The organism is Romboutsia sp., assembly GCF_056995035.1.
Genome location: NZ_JBXKIW010000076.1, coordinates 1 through 23,708 on the forward strand (window position 1 = coordinate 1; position 23,708 = coordinate 23,708).

Annotated in this window: 18 protein-coding genes, 2 rRNA genes and 1 other annotated feature; all 20 genes read right to left on the reverse strand. The window is 29.4% G+C overall.

The window, feature by feature from the left end; all coding sequences use genetic code 11:
• Nucleotides 1–112, reverse strand: a 112-nt coding sequence (locus AC11VW_RS12425) for a GTP-binding protein (protein WP_154653290.1), incomplete at its 3' end; no start/stop codon positions are given.
• 71 nt (nt 113–183) lie between these two features.
• Entirely contained in the window at nt 184–831 is a 648-nt protein-coding gene (sigH, locus tag AC11VW_RS12430; RefSeq protein ID WP_484301745.1) for an RNA polymerase sporulation sigma factor SigH, read from the reverse strand.
• Nucleotides 832–891: 60 nt separating this feature from the next.
• Nucleotides 892–1,419 (reverse strand): NYN domain-containing protein, encoded by a 528-nt coding sequence (locus AC11VW_RS12435; RefSeq protein WP_484301746.1) that lies wholly within the window; start codon nt 1,417–1,419, stop codon nt 892–894.
• 4 nt (nt 1,420–1,423) lie between these two features.
• Nucleotides 1,424–2,158: a 23S rRNA (guanosine(2251)-2'-O)-methyltransferase RlmB gene (gene rlmB / locus AC11VW_RS12440; RefSeq protein ID WP_484301747.1), complete on the reverse strand. Its 735-nt coding sequence runs from the start codon at nt 2,156–2,158 to the stop codon at nt 1,424–1,426.
• Nucleotides 2,159–2,170: 12 nt separating this feature from the next.
• Nucleotides 2,171–2,929 carry an FAD-dependent thymidylate synthase gene (gene thyX, locus AC11VW_RS12445; RefSeq protein WP_484301748.1) on the reverse strand — a complete coding sequence of 253 codons (759 nt, stop codon included), beginning with the start codon at nt 2,927–2,929 and terminating at the stop codon, nt 2,171–2,173.
• A gap of 221 nt (nt 2,930–3,150) precedes the next feature.
• On the reverse strand, nt 3,151–3,546 hold the full coding sequence (locus AC11VW_RS12450) for a Mini-ribonuclease 3 (RefSeq protein ID WP_484301749.1): 396 nt from the start codon (nt 3,544–3,546) through the stop codon (nt 3,151–3,153).
• Between the two features lie 2 nt (nt 3,547–3,548).
• Nucleotides 3,549–4,946, reverse strand: coding sequence for a cysteine--tRNA ligase (gene cysS / locus AC11VW_RS12455; protein WP_484301750.1), 1,398 nt, complete (start codon nt 4,944–4,946; stop codon nt 3,549–3,551).
• A 137-nt stretch (nt 4,947–5,083) separates the two neighbouring features.
• A complete protein-coding gene (locus AC11VW_RS12460; RefSeq protein ID WP_484301751.1) occupies nt 5,084–5,236 on the reverse strand; it encodes a hypothetical protein in 153 nt (50 codons plus the stop codon).
• Nucleotides 5,237–5,488: 252 nt separating this feature from the next.
• Nucleotides 5,489–6,970, reverse strand: coding sequence for a glutamate--tRNA ligase (gene gltX / locus AC11VW_RS12465; RefSeq protein ID WP_484301752.1), 1,482 nt, complete (start codon nt 6,968–6,970; stop codon nt 5,489–5,491).
• A 229-nt stretch (nt 6,971–7,199) separates the two neighbouring features.
• Entirely contained in the window at nt 7,200–8,915 is a 1,716-nt protein-coding gene (locus AC11VW_RS12470; RefSeq protein WP_484301753.1) for a proline--tRNA ligase, read from the reverse strand.
• A gap of 57 nt (nt 8,916–8,972) precedes the next feature.
• Nucleotides 8,973–9,178: a binding site (T-box leader), on the reverse strand.
• 85 nt (nt 9,179–9,263) lie between these two features.
• Entirely contained in the window at nt 9,264–9,743 is a 480-nt protein-coding gene (ispF, locus tag AC11VW_RS12475) for a 2-C-methyl-D-erythritol 2,4-cyclodiphosphate synthase (RefSeq protein ID WP_484301754.1), read from the reverse strand.
• Nucleotides 9,744–9,753: 10 nt separating this feature from the next.
• Nucleotides 9,754–10,440 (reverse strand): 2-C-methyl-D-erythritol 4-phosphate cytidylyltransferase, encoded by a 687-nt coding sequence (gene ispD / locus AC11VW_RS12480; RefSeq protein ID WP_484301755.1) that lies wholly within the window; start codon nt 10,438–10,440, stop codon nt 9,754–9,756.
• A 128-nt stretch (nt 10,441–10,568) separates the two neighbouring features.
• Nucleotides 10,569–11,648 carry a PIN/TRAM domain-containing protein gene (locus tag AC11VW_RS12485; RefSeq protein ID WP_484301756.1) on the reverse strand — a complete coding sequence of 360 codons (1,080 nt, stop codon included), beginning with the start codon at nt 11,646–11,648 and terminating at the stop codon, nt 10,569–10,571.
• An 86-nt stretch (nt 11,649–11,734) separates the two neighbouring features.
• On the reverse strand, nt 11,735–12,805 hold the full coding sequence (gene disA, locus AC11VW_RS12490; RefSeq protein WP_484301757.1) for a DNA integrity scanning diadenylate cyclase DisA: 1,071 nt from the start codon (nt 12,803–12,805) through the stop codon (nt 11,735–11,737).
• A gap of 2 nt (nt 12,806–12,807) precedes the next feature.
• Nucleotides 12,808–14,181: a DNA repair protein RadA gene (radA, locus tag AC11VW_RS12495; protein WP_484301758.1), complete on the reverse strand. Its 1,374-nt coding sequence runs from the start codon at nt 14,179–14,181 to the stop codon at nt 12,808–12,810.
• Between the two features lie 131 nt (nt 14,182–14,312).
• Nucleotides 14,313–16,769, reverse strand: coding sequence for an ATP-dependent Clp protease ATP-binding subunit (locus AC11VW_RS12500; protein WP_484301759.1), 2,457 nt, complete (start codon nt 16,767–16,769; stop codon nt 14,313–14,315).
• A gap of 190 nt (nt 16,770–16,959) precedes the next feature.
• Nucleotides 16,960–18,891: an elongation factor G gene (locus tag AC11VW_RS12505; protein WP_484301760.1), complete on the reverse strand. Its 1,932-nt coding sequence runs from the start codon at nt 18,889–18,891 to the stop codon at nt 16,960–16,962.
• Nucleotides 18,892–19,612: 721 nt separating this feature from the next.
• Nucleotides 19,613–23,047 (reverse strand): pyruvate carboxylase, encoded by a 3,435-nt coding sequence (locus AC11VW_RS12510; RefSeq protein WP_484301761.1) that lies wholly within the window; start codon nt 23,045–23,047, stop codon nt 19,613–19,615.
• A 379-nt stretch (nt 23,048–23,426) separates the two neighbouring features.
• A 5S ribosomal RNA gene (gene rrf / locus AC11VW_RS12515) occupies nt 23,427–23,542 on the reverse strand.
• Nucleotides 23,543–23,629: 87 nt separating this feature from the next.
• A 23S ribosomal RNA gene (locus AC11VW_RS12520) occupies nt 23,630–23,708 on the reverse strand; the annotation flags it as partial.

A 23,708-nucleotide genomic window follows, 5' to 3' on the forward strand; every position in this document is an offset into this window, starting at 1 on the left:
CGAATAATGTTTTAGTTATTGCAGCTGTTAATGTAGTTTTACCGTGGTCAACGTGACCTATAGTTCCTATATTAACATGTGGTTTATTTCTTTCAAATTTAGCTTTAGCCATTTTGAAATACCTCCTATTTTTATATGTAAAATTAATATGCTTATAATAAGCTTATGGTAAGTATTTTACTATTAATCATTTCTGTTTTCAAGATGTTTTTCTAATTTTCTCTTAACTCTCTGAAGAGCATTATCTATTGATTTTACATCTCTTTCAAGCTTGTCCGCTATGTACTGATATGACTTTCCGTTTAGATATAGTTCTAAAACCTCTTGCTCTAGGTCACTTAATAGTTCATTCATCTTTGATTCAATGTGTTTTAGCTCTTCTTTACTGATTATAAGTTCTTCTGGATCAGTCACTATACTTGTAGCTATAATATCTAGAAGCGTCCTATCTGATTCTTCGTCATATATAGGCTTATTTAAAGATACATAAGAATTAAGTGGTATATGTTTCTGCCTTGTAGCTGTCTTTATTGCCGTTATTATTTGTCTAGTTATGCATACTTCAGCAAAACATCTAAATGAATTAGTCTTAGTTCCATCAAAGTCTCTAACTGCTTTATAAAGTCCTATCATACCTTCTTGAATTATATCTTCTTTGTCTGCACCTATCAAAAAATATGATTTTGCCTTTGCTTTCACAAAATTTTTGTACTTTTTAATAATATATTCTAATGCTATTTTATCCCCATCACTTGCTTTTAATACTATTTCATACTCATCTTGTTGAGAGTTATCTATTAACCCATATTCGTTATCCTTAGCTACTAACATATTATCTCCCCCATAAAAACATTTTCATAGCTATATTATAGACTAATAAATCTAGTAGTTTCAATGCATTCTACGAATGTTCTCAAGTTTCGACAATGTTTCTTTATCTAACCTTTCTTCTAACCAATTTCGCTGAATTTTTTTATTGTTACTACTAGTTCTCTCTTTCATTCTGTTTTTCGCTTGATCTAAGTCTAGTTTTAACTCTCTAGATGATATTCTAGTTGCTCCTTTTCCTAATATTATTTGCTGTTCTGCATAATCATTAGTGGCAACTTTAACATCATCATATCTAGATAATGAGGTAATAAATCTCTCTATATAACTATCTGCTGTTTGATGCTCCTTTGTATAAACGACAGTTATATACTTTCTATCCTCTACTGTTTCTCTACTATTTTTAACATTATATGCATCAAATACTATTATAGCTTTTCTTCCAGTAAATTCAGCATATTCAATAATTACATTTATTAGTTTTTCTCTTGCATCCTCTAAATCTGTCTTTGCTATATATTTCAACTCATCCCATGCATTTATAATATTGTAACCATCTACTATTAAATAGCTTTGTGTATTTCTTCTCATTAATTTATTTTACGCCTGATCTTTGCTTAAATATTTCATAAAGAAGAATCCCACCTGCTACTGATGCATTTAGTGAAGTTACATTTCCTATCATAGGCATTTTAACTGTAAAGTCACAGTTTTCTTTAACTAATCTAGATATTCCAAAACCTTCACTTCCTATTACTAAACCTAGTGCTCCTGTAAGGTTTTGTTCATAGAAAACTTGTCCATCCATATCAGCTGCTGCTATCCATAAGCCTTCTTCTTTTAATTTTTTTATTGTATTTACTATATTGGTTACTTTACAAACTGGAACATATTCTATTGCACCTGCTGAAGCTTTAACTACAACTGGAGTTATATGTACCGATCTTCTTTTTGGTATTATTACACCATGAGCTCCTACTGCATCAGCTGTTCTGATTATAGTTCCAAGATTATGAGGGTCCGTTATTTCATCTAATATTATAAAGAACGGATCTTCTCCTCTTTCCTTAACATTTTTTATTAAATCATCTAATTCATGATATTTGTGTTCACTCACTTGAGCTATTACACCTTGATGTGCATGACTAGTACTTATTTCATCTAATTTATTTCTATCTACATATTGAATTATTAGATTTTTTTCTTTAGCCATTCCTATTATTTTTTTGATAGAACCTTCTTTAGCAGAATTTGCTACCATTATCTTATCTATTTCTCTATCATTTTTTATAGCTTCTATTACAGGATTTCTTCCTTCTATTATTGCCAATTCTTCCACCGCCTACAAGTTCTTAAATTTTTCTCTTACCTGAATCACATTTCCACATGCCATATTTCCTTCAGGACAAGCTCCTTTAACACAGTTTGGTCCACTATTTTTAAATAGTATTGGTGCTACTTCCTTTAATTGTCTTAACATTTCTATTGCTAATTCTCTTATTTCCCACTGTGCTCTTTCGCAACATCTATGATCTAAGAAATTATATAAACTTCTTGTATTCATAGTAAATACCATTTTTGTTTCACATGCATTTGGGAATACATATCTAGCATCTTCTATTGCTTTTTTTTCAGCTTGACTCTTAGCCTCTTTTTCATTTTTTCCATATTTTATTAAATTATTATAATGTTTTTCAAATAATATATCTACTAGCTTGTCATATACTTCTTGATCTTTCTTCATTGAATCTATGAATAGTTCTTTAGCTTCTTCTATTTCATTTATTTCATGAGGAATTATGTACTCAAATTGGTCTAATTTAACATATCTTTGACTTTGTTGTGAGTAGCTAGCTATACGATGCCTAACTATTTGATGTGAACAAGCTCTAGAGATTCCTTCTACTGCAAAAGTAAATGAAACATGTTCTAATGGCGATTCATGACCTATATTAATTAACATGTTTAAAAATTTATCTATACTTTCTTCAGTTAAATTTTCCTCTATACCTTCAACTCCTACAGATGAATAACATAGTTTAGCAGCCATAGATATAACTTTCTCTGGCTGTGGTGTATGAGATAATAACTTTACTTTCATTCTCTAACATCCTCCCTTTTAATTAATTTATAAATTCTATTATACCTTAGTTATAATAGAATTTATAGCTTAGACATAAAAAATTGGTACATATAATAGATATATAAATCAATAATTTAAAATAATATTATTTTAAATTTAATTATAAAAATTTTTAATAAATAATCTTAGATTTACAATATGTGAAAAAGTATTGCCTATTGAAAGCAATACTTTTTACATTACATATTCTTTTCTATTATTTTTATACCTTCAGCAATTATATACTGTAGTCTTTCATGTTCATTTCCTAAATGTAAATATCCTACTAAAGCTTCAAATCCAGTTGCGTGCTTATAATCTATGATATCTCCATTTTTAGGAGAAGTATGTGATTTTTGATTTCTTCCCCTTTTGTAAATCCTTAATTCTTCTTCAGTTAATTGTTCTTCAATTTCATGCATTATAGTTGCTTGAGCTTTTGCTTGAACATACTTTATTGCAGATTTGTGAAGATCATTAACCTTTCTATTTATATTTTGCTTTATTAAATATTCTCTTACACGTGTTTCATATACTGTATCACCTATATATGCTAACACCAATGGAGACATTGTAATTAAATCTATTCTGTTCATAATTATGCTCTCTTCCATTTAGTTCCTTGTCTAGTATCTTCTAAGATTATTCCTTTGTCTAATAGCTCTTGTCTTACCTCATCTGCTAATTTAAAATCTTTATTTTCTTTAGCATCCACTCTTTTTTGTATTAGATTCTCTATCTCTTCATCTAGCATATCATCTTTTTTATTAGTTACTATATTTAATACACCAGTTAATTCATTGAATTTATCTAAGCATTTTTTAGCAAACTCTAAAGAAGATTTTTCATTAACATTAGAATTTATAAACTTAGATAATTCAAATATAACACTTACTGCATCTGCTGTATTTATGTCATCTTCCATAGCATTTATAAATTTAGTTTTGTATGCATCTAATTCTGATACAAGAGCTTTTTCTGCATCAGTTATATTTGATTCTTGTAAGTTGCTTATTGTAAACTCTAATTTTTCTTTTGCATTATATATTCTTTCAAGTCCAGCTTTAGCTTGTGTAAGCATTTCATCACTAAAGTTAACTGGATTTCTATAATGAGCTGATAACATAAAGAATCTAACGATTTCTAAATCGTATGATTTAGATATATCTCTTACTGTGAAGAAGTTTCCTTTTGATTTACTCATTTTTTCATTATCTATATTTATATATCCATTATGAACCCAATATTTAGAGAATATTTTTCCACTTCTAGCTTCACTTTGTGCTATTTCATTTTCATGATGTGGGAATGCTAAATCTTGCCCACCAGCATGTATATCTATAGTTTCTCCTAGGTATCTTTTAGACATAACAGAACATTCTATATGCCATCCTGGTCTACCTTCTCCCCATGGACTTTTCCATCCTGGTTCTCCCTCTTTTTTTGACTTCCAAAGAACAAAGTCCATTGGATGTCTTTTTTGGTCATTTACTTCTATTCTTGCTCCAGCTTCTAGTTCATCTTGCTTTTGCTTAGAAAGCTTTCCATATCCTTCAAATTTCTTAGTATCAAAGTAAACATCTCCATTTACTTCATATGCATATCCTTTTTCCTCTAACTCTCTAACAAATTCTATTATCTCTTGTATGTTGTCTGTTACTCTAGGATGAATAGTTGCTCTTTTTATACCTAATCCATCTGCATCTACAAAGTACTCATCTATGTACTTATTGGCAACTTCTTCTGGAGATATTTGTTCTTCATGTCCTCTTTTTATTATTTTATCATCGACATCTGTAAAGTTTTGTACAAATGTTACATCATAACCTTTGTACTCTAAATATCGTCTTAAGGTATCAAATATTATAAATGGTCTTGCATTTCCTATATGAATGTAGTTATATACAGTTGGTCCACATACATACATTTTTACCTTTCCTTCTTCTAACGGAACAAATTCCTCTTTTGTTCTAGTTAATGTATTATATAATTTCATACTCATCACCTCACTGATTGTTATATCTTGCCATAAATGATATATAATATATTATAATTTAAAATCTACATAATTAATAGTATTACTATTATGTCCTTTGAATTTTAAAACAATCTATATTCTAAATATTTTATAGATTATTCTTCTAAAAACAGAATTTTATTTGAACTACATACTTCAAAAGTATCTTTAGTTATTATTTTTTCTGTTTTTAATTTTTCAAGTATATTTACATAATCACTGCATAATTTTTTTAGCTCTTCTTTTATATCATCTATGTTATTAGACATAATTACCCCCCTTATATTAAAACGAAACTCAATCTATTTATAATATTATTATTTTAATTAATATTTAGTACCGTCTTAATATATTATATTTATTAATCTCAATTCCTCTACTTACGTCTGTAAATATTTTCATCAAAAAACTACACAAAAGTTTAATTCACTAATTAACGATAAAATATAACAAATATCATATATGCTAAAATACATATTTAATCATCAAAAAAGTCCACCTTAAAATAGGTGGACTATATATTATAAAATATTATTTTTTACGTAAGCTATTCTATCTAAACAGTTTTCTTTTCCTAATACTTCCATAGTCTTTGGTAAGTCTGGTCCATGCATTTGTCCCGTTATTACTACTCTAGAACCCATAAATAGGTTTTTACCTTTTATACTGTGCTCTTTTTGTATTTCTTTGAACATTGCTTTTACAAACGCTTCATCTACTACTTCTGCATTCTCTACCTTAGATAATAATGCATCTATTAGAGTTGGAATATGTTCTAAGTTTAAAAACTCTCTACATTCTTCAGTCTCTAATTCAACTTCATTTCCAAAGAATATGTTAGCATGTTCAGTTATTTCCTTTACATATTGTAATTTTTCTTTAAGTACTGATACCATACCCTTTAAGAATTTATACTTAGTTGTAGTTTCTTCTTCTGTTATGAATCCTGCTTCTACTAAGAAAGGCAATGCTAAATCTGTTAAGTATGCATCATCAGCATCTTTTATATAATGTTGATTCACCCAGTTTAATTTTTCTGTATCGAATACTCCACCACTCTTAGATACTCTTTCTACAGAGAAAGCTTTCTCTAATTCTTCCATAGTAAATATTTCTTGGTTATCTTCTGGAGACCATCCTACTAATGCAACATAATTGATTAGACCTTCTGGTAAATATCCCTTTTTCTTAAAGTCTTCAACCCCTACGTCACCTTGTCTCTTACTTAACTTCTTCTTTTCTTGGTTAAGTATGTTTGGTAAATGTACAAATGTTGGAGCTTCCCATCCAAATGCTTCATATAAGTAAACATGCTTTGGAGTTGAAGAAACCCATTCTTCTCCTCTTATAACATGAGTTATTTTCATTAAATGGTCATCAACTACAACTGCAAAGTGGTATGTTGGGAAACCATCTGTTTTTATTAAAACTTGATCATCTAAATCATTAGTATTGAATTCAGTTTCTCCTCTAACTAAGTCCGTAAACTTTATAACATGATTTTCTGGTAATCTTAATCTTATAACATAAGATTCACCAGCTGCTATTTTAGTTTCAATTTCTTCTTTAGTAAGATCTCTACAGTGACCATCATATCTTGGAGTTTCTCCAGCTTCTTTTTGGTCTTCTCTTACTTTATCTAATCTTTCTTTAGTGCAGAAGCAGTAGTATGCTTGTCCACCATCTAATAATTGTTTTATATACTCTTTGTATATATCTAATCTTTCTGATTGTACATATGGACCATATTCACCCTTTTGAGTTATATTTCCATTTTCATCTAATACAACACCTTCGCTGTGGTTAACTCCACCCCACGCCATAGAAGTAAGCATATTTTCTATTGCCCCTTCTACTAATCTTGTTTGGTCTGTATCTTCTACTCTTAATATGTACTCTCCACCCATTTTCTTTGCAAATAAATAGTTATATAAAGCTGTTCTTAAACTACCTATGTGGACAAATCCAGTTGGACTTGGAGCAAATCTTACTCTTACGCTCATTTTGCTACCTCCTATAATAATTATATGTATTTATAATATCAAAATAATCTACATATTGTAATGTTATTTTATCCAATTAGTATAAAAACACTATCTTTTATTAATATACTCCTTTTATTTTACTGTGGATAAACTTGTTTTTAACATAATTAAAATAGTATATATATCCACATTTTCACTGTAAATGTTAATAAGTCAGTGGATTATATATACTATTTAATATTTAAAACTATCCTAACTTTACGTTATTCTTTACAAATTCAGCTTCAACTCTTGATTTTATCTCATCTAAGTTTAATAATTCTTTTTCTGCTACATCTCTTAATTTAAATTCAACTTTACCGTCTGTAATATCTTTACCTACAGTAATTCTCATTGGTATACCTATTAATTCAACATCTTTGAATTTAACTCCAACTCTTTCATCTCTATCATCTAATAATACTTCTACACCCATGGCTTGTAACTCATTGTATATCTTCTCAGCAGCTTCCATATGTTCTGCTTTTTTTATGTTTACTGGTACAACTACTAATTGATATGGTGCTATAGCTAATGGCCATATTATACCATTTTCATCATTATGTTGTTCTATTATAGCTGCTGCTGTTCTTTCAACTCCTATACCATAACAGCCCATAACTATTGGTTTACTCTTTCCATCTTTATCTATGAAATTTGCATTCATAGATTCAGAATACTTTGTTCCTAATTTAAATATATGTCCAACCTCTACACCTCTAGCTATTTCTAATGAGGCTCCACAACATATACACTTGTCACCTTCTTGAACACTTCTAAAGTCTCCTACTACCCCTTCAAAATCTCTTCCAAAGTTAGCATTTTGTATATGGTAATCTGTTTTATTTCCACCTACACCTATATTACTTTGCTCTGCTACTTCTTTATCTATGAATATATAATCTGCTTCCATCCCTATTGGACCAGCAAATCCTACTTCTGCATTAGTTAACTCTCTTACCACTTCTTCTCTTGCAAGATCAAACTCTATCACCTGACCTATAGCATTGCATACTTTTACTTCATTAACCTCTCTATCTCCTCTTACTAAAACTACTACTGTTTTTCCGTCAGCTTCATATATTAAAGTTTTAGCAAGCTTATCAGCTGTTATTCCAAAGAATTCTTCTAATTGACCTATCGTAGTCACCCCTGGAGTATGAACTGGATTTAATTCTTTCATTTCTTCTTTTGGCAGAACTGTATTTACTGACTCCGCTTTTTCTATATTAGCTGCATAGTCACATCCAGAACAGAATACTATTTCATCTTCTCCGACTGGAGATTTAACCATAAATTCTGCTGAAGTAGACCCACCTATAGCACCTGAATCTGCTTGAACTGGACTATTATCTAATCCACATCTTGCAAATATATTTGTATATGCTTCATACATATCTTGGTATGACTTATCTAATCCTGCTTCATCTACATCAAAGCTATATGCATCTTTCATTGTGAAAGTCTTAGTTCTCATAACACCAAATCTCGGTCTTCTTTCATCTCTGTACTTAACTTGTATTTGATATATGTTTAATGGAAGTTGCTTATATGAAGTTATTTCTTGTCTTATTATATCAGTGAATACTTCCTCATGCGTTGGTCCAAGACAGTAATCTCTTGCATTTCTATCTTTTAATCTAAACATTTCAGCTCCCATTACATCCCATCTACCTGATTCTTTCCAAAGCTCTGCTGGTATTATCCCTGCACATAGTATTTCTTGGCAGTCTTTCTTTTCTAATTCTTCCCTTATTATGTTTTCTATTTTTTTAAAAACTCTTAACCCCATTGGTAATTGATTGTATATCCCTGATGACATTTTCTTTATCATACCTGCTCTTAACATTAGCTGATGGCTTGTTATTTCAGCATCAGCTGGAACTTCTCTTAATGTTGGCATTAACATTTTTGACATTTTCATATTATTTTTCCTCCTATATTTTTATAAATTAAAAAAACCTTTCATCTCTATACATAGTATAGAGACGAAAGGTTGAATTTCCGCGGTACCACTCTAGTTAGCCATAAGGCTCTCTTTAGGAGATATAACGGTCTCTACCGTAAAAACTTTTTAACGTTTTTATGCTAAAAGACTGGTTCAAAGATTTCTTCTTGGAAACTCTCAGCACCGTTTCCTCTCTGTAAAGATTTCACCTTTTACTATTTCTTTATCATAGCTTTTTCTTTTTATTTATTATATGCATTTTATTAAATAAATTTACTACTTCTTTCTATTTCACTCTTTAAAGTAATAATATATTATTTAATATTAGTTGTCAACTTTAACTAATAAACATATACTTTGAGCTGCAATTCCTTGCTTGGTTCCTGTAAATCCAAGACCTTCTTCTGTGGTTGCTTTAACATTTATATTATTTATATCTGTGTTTAAGGCTTTAGATATATTATTTCTCATTTTTTCAATATGAGGTGCCATTTTTGGACTTTGCGCTATTATTGTACAATCTATATTTCCTATGGCATATCCCTTTCCTCTTATTAAATTATAAACAAATTCTAGTAATTTTATACTATCAGAACCTTTATATTTTTCATCTGTATCTGGGAAGTGTTTACCTATATCACCTAATGCTAATGCTCCTAATATAGAATCCATTACAGCATGTACTAATACATCTGCATCTGAATGACCTAACAGTCCAGTTTCATGTGGAACATCTACTCCACCTATAATTAACTTTCTTCCTTCAACTAATTTGTGAACATCATATCCTAATCCAACTCTCATGTTTATCCTCCTATTGATTCTGAACTTTTAATATTTGTTTTCCTATATTTAAATCTTCTTGTGTGGTAATTTTTATATTGTTATATGATCCTTCTATAATCTTAACTTTATACCCTATACGTTCTACTAACATAGCATCATCTGTACCATAAAAATTATGCTTGAATGCATCCTCATAAGACTTTAATAATATATTATAGTCAAAAGTTTGAGGGGTTTGCACTGACCATAATTTACTTCTATCCGGTGTATCTACTATATCATTATTATCATTTACTACTTTTATTGTATCCTTTACGGGTACTCCTACAACTACAGCTTTATAGTTTTGAGCTTCTTGTATAGACTTATTTACTGTTTCTTCAGAAACAAAAGGTCTTGCACCATCATGAATTAATACAATATTACATGCGCTATCTAATGATTTTAATCCATTATAAACAGAATCTTGTCTTTCATTACCACCAAAAACTATTTTTATATTTTCAAATTTATATTTTTCTATTATTTCTTTATTAAAAAACTCTAATTCTTCTTTTTTTATTACTACTACGATATCTTGTATATTATAATGTTTATAAAATTTTTCAATTGTATATGCTATTATTTCTTTATTATTAAGTTTTATAAATTGCTTATTTATCCCCATATTCATTCTACTTCCACTACCTGCAGCTACTATAACAACACCGTTCATATATTCACCTCTTCATAGACTATATATATTCAGAATATATTTTATCCCGTTCTATAATCGTATTAAATCATGTTAATAAAAATTAATACATATAAAAAGCCTTCGAAATACGAAGGCCTTTATATATATTAATTTTTAGGTTTTCCAAATATCATTCTTCCTGCTGGAGTTTGCAGCACTGATGTCACTAATACCCTTATAGTTTCACCCATGTGTTTTCTTCCTCCATCTACAACTATCATTGTTCCATCATCTAGATATGCAACACCTTGACTATGTTCCTTACCTTCTTTAACTACTTGCACTACCATTTCCTCACCTGGTATTGCAACTGGTTTAACAGCATTAGCTAATTCATTAATATTTAAAACCTCAACACCTTGAACTTGAGCCACTTTATTAAGGTTATAATCATTAGTAACTACTTTACCATTTAACACTTGAGCTAATTTTAAAAGTTTGCTATCAACTTCTGCTATGTCATTAAAATCTGTTTTGCTTATTTCAACCTCTATTTGTAATTCTTCTTTAATTATGTTTAATATATCTAAACCTCTTCTTCCTCTAACTCTCTTCAAATCATCAGAAGAATCTGCTATATGTCTTAATTCATCTAACACAAATTCTGGTATAACAAGTTTTCCCTCAATAAAACCTGTTTTACATATATCTGCAATTCTACCATCTATTATTACACTCGTATCTAATACCTTAGGTGGTATAGCTTTAACTTCTTTTTTATTTATTTTTTCTTTTGACGCCGATAATCTTCCTAGCTTATTTAAATTAAATAAATCATCTTTACTTTTAAGCGCTACTCTAATTCCTAAGTAACCCATAAATCCATATGTAAGGAATGATAATAATCCTCCCACTATTGGTACTGAACTTATTAATCCACTTACTAAATAAGCTATAACAAACCCTACTATAAGACCAATAGACCCTAATAATATATCGGTTTGAGGATATTTAGATATCTCTTTATCTAAAATCTTAGCAACATATTTAAATTTATTTATTACCAAAGGCTCTATTGCGTAGAATATAAGCCCGATTATTATCCCTACTAACACAGATGCTATAATTCCATACACATCTGTTCCAAACGTAAGCACTGGAAACTGCTTCATTAATGTAGAATATGTAGTAATACCTAAAGTTAATCCAAGTACTCCAGTCACAATTCTTGTTACCTTTTGTATCAATTCTTCACCCCCTGGTTATATATTTAATATTTTTTTATTATAATCCATAATACCTAGAATATTCAAGAACAAAGTAATAAAACCTATTATATATGTCTATCTAATAATACCAATTGTTTCATCTTTATAAGTCCATTTTTAATATATGTTGCTCTAATTTCACCTATACCTTCAACATCATCTAAATCCGAAGTAGTAGCATTTAATATTTCATAGAAACTATCAAAATAATTAACTAAATTATCTATTATTGTAGATGGCAATCTATGTATTTTATTAAGAATTCTATATCCTCTAGGTCTTATTGCCATATCTAGATTTTCTGAAAACCCACTATATCCTAACAGTTTAGCCATATTTGGTAAATCTATTAATTCTTCTGAAGAAAGATTTTTTATCTTTTTTTTGAAGTCCAATATATCTACGTTTTGCCTACTGTAATCCTTAAATATTAATCTTTGATCAGTTCTAGTAGTTCCCATTAATTCTTCTAACTGCATACTCACTAGTGTACCTTCTTTTCCTAACTCTATTATATACTTTTCTATTATATTAGTAATTCTCATTACCATTTCTATTTTTTGAACTACAAGTGCTACATCATATATAGTCACTAAATCATTAAATTCTAATGCATTTAAATTTGTTACCGCCTGATCTAGTACTATTTTATATTTTTCTAAAGTTTGAAGAGCCTGGTTTGCTTTTGTAAATATTTTTGATATTTCTTCTAATACATACTTTTGATCGCCTCTATAAACAGTTATTACATTTCTTCTTTGAGAAATAGCTATTACAATATCTCCTGTTTGTTTGGCCACTCTTTCAGCTGTTCTATGTCTTGTCCCAGTTTCCGATGTTGGAATAGAGTAGTCTGGAATAAGCTGCGCATTGGCAAATAAAATCTTTTTTACATCTCCGCTAAGAACTATAGCTCCATCCATCTTAGCTAATTCATATAAAAATGCAGGTGAATATTCTGCATTCACACAAAACCCACCATCTACCACTTTCATGATTCCTTCACTATTTGCAATAACTATAAGACCCCCTGTTTTTGCTTTTAAGACATTTTCTAGACCTTGCCTTAGTGAGCTTCCCGGAGATATCATTTTTAACGCATGTAAAACATCTTTATTATTTAAGATATTTTCCATTACTATTTATTACCCCCTAACACTATATTTATAGCTTGTCTTAAATTATCAACTGGCCATATTTCTATACCCTTTACATCTTTCACTGCCTCATAATTATTTCTTGGAATTACCATCTTCTCAAATCCTAATTTCTTACATTCAGCAACTCTCTTTTCTATATAGCTAACAGCTCTTACTTCTCCTGTTAATCCTACTTCTCCTGTAACTACTGTTTTTTCATCTACATTAATATTTCTAAAACTAGATGCTACAGCTATGATTACACCTAAGTCTATGGAAGGTTCATTTATTTTTATCCCTCCTACTATATTTAGGTACACATCTTGATTTTGAATTTGTAATCCAACACGCTTTTCTAAAACTGCTAAAAGCATAGATACTCTATTGTAGTCTACCCCTGTTGCTGTTCTCTTTGGAATTCCAAAACTCGTCGGTGATACTAACGCTTGTAATTCTAGTAACATAGGTCTAGTACCTTCTACTGTAGATATTATTACTGATCCAGCTACATCTTTAGGTTTTTCTGATATAAGTATTTTTGATGGATTTTCTAACTCAACCAATCCTAAATCTCTCATCTCAAATACTCCAAGTTCATTGGTTGACCCAAATCTATTTTTTACAGCTCTAACTAATCTATATGTATTGTATCTTTCTCCTTCAAAATATAATACAGTATCGACCATATGCTCTAATAGTTTCGGTCCTGCTAACGAACCTTCCTTAGTTACATGTCCAACTATAAAGGTTGATATACCCATTTTCTTAGAAATTTTCATAAATTTCGAAGTTCCCTCTTTAATTTGGCTAACCGTACCTGGAGCTGAAGATATTTCTGGACTATATACAGTTTGAATAGAATCTAATATTATAAGTTGTGGATCTATACTTTCTAGCTGAGCTTCTATCAGACTTAAATTATTCTCTGCAAATATATATAAATTATCGGCATTAATCCCTAATCTTTGAGCCCTCATTTTTATTTGAGACTCTGATTCTTCTCCTGATATGTAAAGTACCCTTTTTCCTGAATTAGCAACATTACTCGAAACTTGTATTAAAAGAGTTGATTTACCTATACCAGGATCCCCTCCTACAAGCACTAAAGAACCTATTACAACTCCTCCTCCTAATACTCTATCTAATTCATTTATACATGTTGAAAACCGTTCTTCTTGTCTAGTTTGTATTGAATTTATACTTACTGGTTTAGAAGAGGATTTATCTATAATAAATACGTCTTTTTTTAATCCTTTTTGTTCTATCTCTTCTACAAATGTATTCCATTTTGTACATTCGGGGCATTTTCCAAGCCATTTAGATGTCTCATACCCGCACTCTTGACATACATATTTTGTTTTTATTTTTGCCATTTTTAAATCACCCTTAATTTCTATAGTTCTATATAATTTTAACATATATGTGGTATATTATGTAAAATTAAAAATAGAATTTACTTATAACTAAAATAAAGGGGAGTTGATTCTCCCCTTATTATATATTACTACTCTTTACACTTAAATACTATCTTATTATCTTCAGTTTCTGCTAGAACAGTACTTCCTTTTTTTACATTACCTTTCAATATAGCTTCAGACAATTGATCTTCTAACTCTTTTTGTATTGCCCTTTTAAGTGGTCTTGCTCCATATTCTAAATCAAATCCTGCTTTGGCTATTATTTTTATAGCTTCTTCACTCATTTCTAGGTTTATTTCCATCTCTTTTAATCTTTGAATTACATCATGAGTCATCAATCTTACGATTTGAGCTATATGAGATTCTACTAGTGAATGGAATACTATAATATCATCTATTCTATTTAAAAATTCTGGTCTAAATTTTTGTTTCAATTCAACCATTATATGATCTTTCATCTTTTCATAATTTGTTTTAGCTTCTTCCTCACTATTTTTACTAATAGAGAATCCTAATATCTTTTGTTTGCTTATTGTATTTGCCCCAACATTTGAAGTCATTATAACTATGGTATTCTTAAAATCTACAGTTCTTCCTTTTGAATCTGTAAGTCTACCATCATCTAATATCTGCAAAAGGATATTAAATACATCTGGATGTGCTTTTTCTATTTCATCAAACAATACAACTGAGTATGGATTTCTTCTAACCCTTTCAGTTAATTGACCACCTTCATCATGGCCTATATATCCAGGAGGAGAACCTATCATTCTCGATACAGCATGTTTTTCCATATACTCAGACATATCTATTCTTATAATTTGATTTTCATGTCCAAATTGAACTTCTGCTAATGCTTTAGATAACTCTGTTTTACCTACTCCTGTTGGTCCTAAAAATAAGAATGAACCTATTGGTCTATTCGGGTCTTTAAGCCCTGCTCTTGACCTTCTTATTGCTCTAGCAATGGCTTTAACTGCTTGTTCTTGACCTATAACTCTATCATGTAATATTTCTTCTAGCCTTAATAATCTATCTGATTCTTCTTCTACTATTTTATTTACTGGTATTCCTGTCCATAACTCTACAACTTCTGCTATTACTTCTGCCTCTACTATATTTGTATATTTAGACATGTTGCTCCACTGTTGTCTTACTTCTCCTAGCTGTTTTTTAAGATTTTCCTGTTCATCCCTTATTTTAGCCATTTTTTCAAAGTCTTGATATTTAACAGCCTCTTCCTTCTCTTTACTTATACTTTGAATCTCTTCCTCTAACCCTTTTATTTCAGATGGAGGAGTACTTTTTCTTAATCTAACCCTTGATGCAGCTTCATCAATTAAATCTATTGCTTTGTCTGGTAAGTATCTATCCGTAATATATCTAACAGATAAATCTACAGATGCTTTTATAGCTTCGTCTGTTATTTTGACCCTATGATGTGCTTCATATTTATCTCTAAGTCCTTCTAAAATCCTTATTGTATCTTCTTTGGTAGGTTCAGTTACCATAACCGGTTGGAATCTTCTCTCTAGAGCAGCATCTTTTTCTATATGTTTTCTATACTCATCTATAGTTGTTGCACCTACTACTTGTATTTCTCCTCTAGCTAATACTGGCTTCAGTATATTAGAAGCATCTATTGTACTTTCTCCCGTAGCTCCTGCTCCTATTATAGTGTGTAACTCATCAATAAATAAAATTATATTTCCATTTTTAATTACTTCATCTACGACTTGTTTTATTCTCTCTTCAAATTCTCCTCTATACTTAGCACCCGCTAACATTGAGCCCATATCTAATGTGTATAATACTTTATTTCTAAGGGTTTCTGGTACATTACCTGTTGCTATATCAATTGCTAATCCTTCTGCTACAGATGTTTTTCCAACACCTGGATCTCCAATTAAAACAGGATTGTTTTTTGTTCTTCTACTTAATATCTGTATTACTCTTTCTATCTCTTTTTCTCTACCTATTACTGGATCAATTTTATTCTGTAAAGCATATTGTGTAAGGTTTCTACCATACTTATCTAGTAACTTACTTGAAACTTCTTGAACTTTATTTGAATACTTAACTTCATTTTCTTGTTGAACAGAGTATTCATCTAATCCCATCATGTCTATTATTAATTGTACTATTGTTCTTTCATCTATTCCTTCCGCATTTAGTATTTTAATACCTATGCCTTCACCTTCTTGAACTATCGCAAGTAATATATGCTCTGTTCCTATATAATTTATTTTTAGTTTATTTGCAAACATTCCTGAAAGTTCTAGTATTTGCTTACTTCTAGGACTTAATATTATATCTGATATAGGTGCATCTGCTTTTCCTTCTATCTCTATTATCCTTGTTTCTAATAATTCTTCTGTTAATCCTAACTTTATTAAAACTTTTGCTGCTATCCCTTCTTTTTCTTTTATAAGTCCTAACAATATGTGTTCACTTCCAACAACTTTATGACCTAGTTTCTGAGCAGATTCTAAACTTAAATCTATTGCTTTTTTAGCCCTCTGAGTAAATCTATTAAAATACATACAATCTCCTCCTCTCTCTTTTCTTAACTATCTATCTATGTCAATTTCATAAATGTTTTAAAATCTGTATTAATATATAATGTATATGCATTTTTTATATTAAAGTTACACTTTAAAGTCTAACTTTTTATACCTATTATTTTTTAATTTTAAAAGGCTCCAGACTAAAATATCCGGAGCTTTCTTTTATTTACTTATTATTTGAACACTCTATTATTTTTTGAGCTATTTGATTTGGAACCTCTTCATACTTTTCTAATTCCATCTCAAAATATCCTCTTCCTTGCGTCATAGCTCTTAAATCTATAGCATACCTAAATGTTTCAGCTTGAGGGGCTTGAGCGTGTATTACTTGTTTGCCTTTATTATCTGGCTCCATTCCAAGTATTTTACCTCTCCTCTTGTTAATGTCACCCATAACATCTCCCATATATTCTTCTGGAATTGTTATTTTTAATTTCATTACCGGCTCTAATAAAATTGGTTGGGCTTCTTCCATACCTTTCTTAAATGCAGCATTTGCTGCTAATTTAAATGCCATTTCTGAGGAATCTACATCATGATATGAACCATCATAAAGAGTTGCTTTTATGTTTGTAACAGGGAATCCCGCTAATACACCTTTTATCATGGAATCTTTTAGCCCTTTTTCTACAGCAGGTATATATTGTTTAGGAACAGATCCTCCAAATATTGCTTGCTCAAACTCAAAATCAGTTGTGGTTCTCTCAAATTTTATTTTGACATCTCCATATTGTCCATGGCCTCCAGATTGTTTCTTATGCTTTCCTTGAACATCTGCAAATCCTCTTATAGTTTCTCTGTATGCAACCTTTAAATCATCTAAATCTACATCTACACCGAATTTTTCTTTCATTTTATTCTTAACAGTGTTTATGTGTAATTCTCCTTGACCACCTATAAGGGCTTGCTTTGTTTCAGAATTTCTATACCAACTTATAGTTGGATCTTCCTCAGCAATTTTATTTAAAGTTGCTCCTACTTTTTCTTCATCACCTTTATTCTTAGGAAGTACTGCATAGTATATCTGAGGTTTAGGAAGACCTAATTCTGCTAGAGGTTCCTCTTCTTTATCTAGAGATACTGTATCTCCTGTTTGTAGAGAATTTACTTTAGTTATCACAACTATATCTCCACATTTGGCTTTATCTATTTCTATAAGTTCATTATTTTTCATAGTATATAAATTATATACTTTATCTTTTACTGACTTGTTTATATTAAATATCTCTGTGTCTTTATTGATTTCCCCTTGTGTAACTTTTAAATAAGACATCTTTCCTATAAATGGGTCAACTATTGTTTTAAATATTTGACCTTTAAATGTGCTCTCTAAATCACTATATTTAGGCTGTAAATATTTAGATACTGTTTCCAATATTTCTGTTGTACCTATATTATTTATTGTAGATCCACATATTACAGGTATAATATCTCCTCTTTGAACACCTGTTGTTATACCTTTTTGGATATCTTCTGGACTTAACTCTTCTCCATTAAAATACTTATCTAGTATCTCATCATCAGTTTCAGCTATAAGTTCCATTAAAACTTCCTTTACACTCATAGCCTCATTTTTAAATTCGCCTTCTAATCCATCCATATTCTCAAATACATTATGTAGCTTAATAAAATGTTTATCTTTGTATATAGGTATAATCATCGGAACCACTTTATTACCATATTTTTCTCTCAACATAGCTAAAGTATCTTTATATCTAGCTTTTTCATTATCTATCTTATTTATAAACATTATTTTAGGGATATTATTAGTTAATTCTAGGGACTTTTCTGTACCTACTTGAATATCAGTTGTTGCATCTACTACTATTATAGCTGCATCACTTGCGCTAAGAGATGATATAACTTCTCCACTAAAATCAAAATATCCTGGAGTATCTAATAAATTATATTTGTAATCATTATACTCTACTGGTATTAATCCCATACTATATGTCATATTTACTTTATCTGTTATTCTAGGTATTTTGTTAGTTAGATTTGATGTGTAAGCTATAGCTTCGATTAGATTTGTTTTTCCACACCCACTGTGACCTAATACTGATATGTTTCTTAACATATTGTTATCATAGACCTTCATATAAGCACCTACCTTTTAATATTTATACAAAATTTAGATATTACATTGTCTTACATACTTAGTTACTCTTTATTGATAAGATTTTCTTCGTAAGTCTGTAAATTTTTCTTTTGTAATTGCAGGTGGTGACGTGGCTATATTGATATTATGTTACGGCGATTCACTTTTGCTTTGCAGATTTGTAAATTTATTTTCAATACAATATGTACTTTATTTATTTTGTATTCTGATTAGTAAAATAGAATTATTAAATAGAATCTAAAATAAGATAAATTCCTTATTTGTATTATTAGAATTTACTACAAATCTAATCTTAATATTAAATATCTTTATCCAAAATTTATTGTGGATGTATTTATAATTATTTCCCAAGAAATAACTACTTTAAATAATATTTATACATATTTAAAATGAAGTTTTCTTACTATAAATAATTATACATCTAATACTTTTTTCCTCTTTTATTCTCTTAATAGTTATAATTACTTTACTTATTATAACTTTATAAAATAAATTTTATATTTGTAAATATATATTCATTAATCTCTATATAATTCCATTTATTAGTTCAATATCATTTTATTTTTATATTAAATTATTTTATTTTTTAGTTAAATGTTTAATATATGTTATCTTTATTCATATTGATAATTCTATAAAACTTTATATAAAAAACACTCTAGATATGTGCTTTACATCTAGAGTGTTTTTAGAATTCATCTTATTTTGTCATTATCATTAATAGCTGTTTATCCCCAACTAATTCATCTTGTTCTACTTTTATTGATTTAATTATACCATCTGTTTTTGCTACTATTATAGTTTCCATTTTCATCGCTTCAATTGCTATTAACGGTTGATTTTGTTTTACTTTATCGTCTTCTTTAACTAAAATCTTAACTACTTTCCCTGGTATACTTGCTCCAATTTGTAGAGGGTCATTCATATCTGCCCTAACTATATCTTTTATATTGCCTGAATAGTTACTATCTTTTATCTCTACTTCCCTTATCATTCCATTTAATTCAAATACTATAGTTCTATTTCCATTTTCTTTCACATCGCCTATATCTGCTAATTTTATAGTCAATACCTTTCCTTCCTCTATCTCAACTTCACACTCTTCACCTTTGTTCAGTCCATAGAAGTACACATGACTCTCAAGCTTAGATATATCATTATATAATTGTAGATGATTTAAATAATCCTCGTATACCTTTGGATATAAAGTATAGCTTAATACATTTCTTATATTAGTATTCATGCTAAACTTTTCATCTAAGTATTTTTTAACACTTTCAAAGTCTTCTTTTGGAATTAATGTTCCAGGTCTTACATTTATAGGTTTCTCCCCTTTTAATACCACTCTTTGTATCTCTTTTGGTATTCCACCTTCTGGTTGACCTATCATTCCTCTACAATAATCTAAAACAGAATCTGGGAAAGATAATTTTTCTCCCTCTTTTACTATATTTTCTTTAGTTAATTTATTCTTAGTCATAAATATAGCTAAATCTCCTACTACTTTAGATGATGGAGTAACTTTTATAATATCTCCTAAGATATCATTTGCTTCTTTATACATTTCTTTTACTTGGTCAAATTTATTAACTAATCCTAAACTATCTGCTTGAGGTTTCAAGTTTGTATATTGTCCCCCTGGTATTTCATACTTATATATCTCAGCCGATGGGTTACATAAACCACTTTCAAATTTAGAATATATTTTTCTTAAATCCTTATAATAGTTTCCTACTTCTTCATATCCATATAAATCTATATGTGTGTCTCTTTCTGTATTCTTAAGAGCCTCTACAATGGCATTTAATGATGGTTGACTTGTTAGACCTGCCATTGTTTCTAATGCACCATCTATAATATCTACACCAGCCTCTGATGCCATTAGACATGTAGCTATTCCATTACCACTAGTATCATGTGTGTGTAAATGTATTGGAGCACTAACATTTTTCTTTAGTTCTTTTATAAGATTATACGCAGCATATGGTTTAAGTAATCCAGCCATATCTTTTATACATATTATATCTGATCCTAAACTCTCTAACTCTTGAGCCATCCTTACATAATAATCTAAATCATATTTAGTCTTTGTTTTATCCAATATATCTCCTGTATAACATATACTAGATTCTACTATTTTACCTGTCTCAAGTGCTGCTGATATAGATGGTTTCATATTTTCAACCCAGTTCAAGGAATCAAATATCCTAAATACATCTATACCTTTATCTGCAGACTCTTTTATAAACTTTTCTATTACATTATCAGGATAATTTTTATACCCTACTCCATTAGAAGCTCTAAATAGCATTTGAAACATTACATTTGGTATTAATTCTCTTAATTTTTGTAATCTAATCCATGGAGACTCCTTTAAAAATCTATATGCAACATCATAAGTAGCTCCTCCCCACATTTCAAGAGAAAATAAATCTTTCATGTATTCATTAGTAGGCTGTGCTACTTTTAATAAGTCATATGTTCTAAGTCTTGTTGCAAGTAATGATTGATGAGCATCTCTCATTGTAGTATCCGTAAGAAGTAATTTTTTTTCATTTTTGATAGTTTCTATATATTTTTCTTTTCCTAATTTATTAAATAAATCTCTACTACCCTCTACACCTATTAATTTTTCATTTAACTTAGGAGTATATAATGTATCAAATAAAGGTTTCTCATTACATTTATTTTCATTTACTACTACATTTCCTATAAATTGAAGTAATTTTGTTCCTCTATCCTTACTTTCTCTTATTTCAAATAGCTCTGGATTCTCATCTATGAACTTAGTACTACATTTTCCTTCCATAAATATAGGATTGTTTAATACATTTACTAAAAATCCTATATTTGTTTTAACTCCTCTAACTCTAAACTCTTTTATAGATCTTATAGTTTTATTTATTGCTCCTGTAAATGTTCTATCCCAAGATATAGTCTTTACTAATAAACTATCATAGTACGGACTTATATTGGATCCTGTAAAGCCATTTCCTCCATCTAATCTTATACCACATCCTGAACCAGTTCTATAAACTTGAATTTTACCTGTATCTGGCATAAATTTATTTTTTGGATCTTCAGTTGTTACTCTACATTGTATTGAATATCCCCTTATTTGAACATCCTCTTGCGATTTTATATTTATTTCTTCGCTATCTAATCTATGTCCTTCAGCTATTAAAATTTGACTTTGTACTATGTCTATGCCTGTAACCATTTCTGTCACAGTATGCTCTACTTGAACCCTTGGATTCATCTCTATAAAATAATGACCTCCATTATCATCAACTAAAAATTCTAATGTACCTGCATTAACATACCCTACATGCTTAGCAATCTTTATAGCATCATTACATATCTTTTGTCTTAATTTATCCTCTACTGAAAATGCTGGTGCATATTCAATTATCTTTTGATGTCTTCTTTGAACTGAGCAATCTCTTTCATATAAATGTACTATATTTCCATGCTTATCTCCTAATATTTGTACCTCTATATGTTTTGGATTTGATATATATTTTTCAATAAATATAATATCTTCTCCAAATGCTTTTTTAGACTCACTGCACGCAGTTTCATACTCAATCTTTAAATCAGATTCATTATATACAACTCTCATACCTCTTCCGCCACCACCATTAGAGGCTTTAAGCATTATTGGATATCCAATTTCATTTGCAATTTTTTTTGCTTCCTCTGAAGTCTTTATAGGCTTGTCTATTCCAGGTATAGTAGCAACTTCTACTTCTTTTGCTATTTGTTTAGAGTTTATTTTATCTCCCATCATACTCATTATGTCTGCTGATGGGCCTATAAATATTATTCCGTTCTCTTCACACTTTCGTACAAATTCTGGATTTTCCGATAAGAATCCATATCCAGGATGAATTGCATCGACATTCTTTCTCTTAGCTAAATCAATTATACTATCTATATCTAAGTATGCATCTATTGGTCCTTTATCTTCTCCAATTAAATAAGATTCGTCTGCTTTTGTTCTAAATAATCCATATTTATCTTCTTTACTGTATATTCCTACACTTTTTATCCCCAATTCAGAACATGCTCTGAATATCCTTATTGCTATTTCCCCTCTATTTGCAACTAACACTTTGTTAATTTTTTTAAGCATAATCTCAATCCTTCCTTCTAATTCTTATATTATTAAAGATTATAGACTAGTTTACTTTAATTTCATATAGTTTTAGTTAACTTTCTTAATAAATAATATAAATTTACCAAAGTAAATAACTTTTCGCCTATATAATTAAAATTCACCTAACTAAAGTTAAGTCTATTTTTAGCGTAGTTTGTGAGATTTACTAAAATAAAAATATTCAAATACTTTATTAATTATTATAAGTACATTAATTAACTATATAATTTGAATTTGATTATATATCCCATTTATTATTATATGATTTATTTAATAATAAATTACAATAAATCATTATAAATAAAAAAACTAGGATAAAATATCCTAGTTTTATAAATTAGCGCAAAAAAAGATTACGTGGCTACGTCTTACTCTCCCAGGCAGTTGCCCACCAAGTACCATCAGCGCTAAAGAGCTTAACTTCTGTGTTCGGAATGGAACAGGTGTATCCTCTTTGCTATTATAACCACATAATCTTTATGTTTTAATTAATTACTTAATTAAATTTTTAGAGTTAATACTCTGAAAACTGTATATCATTTAGAGTTTAATCATTTATTGGTCAAGTCCTCGACCTATTAGTATCGGTAAGCTAAATACATTACTGCACTTACACCTTCGACCTATCAACCAGGTA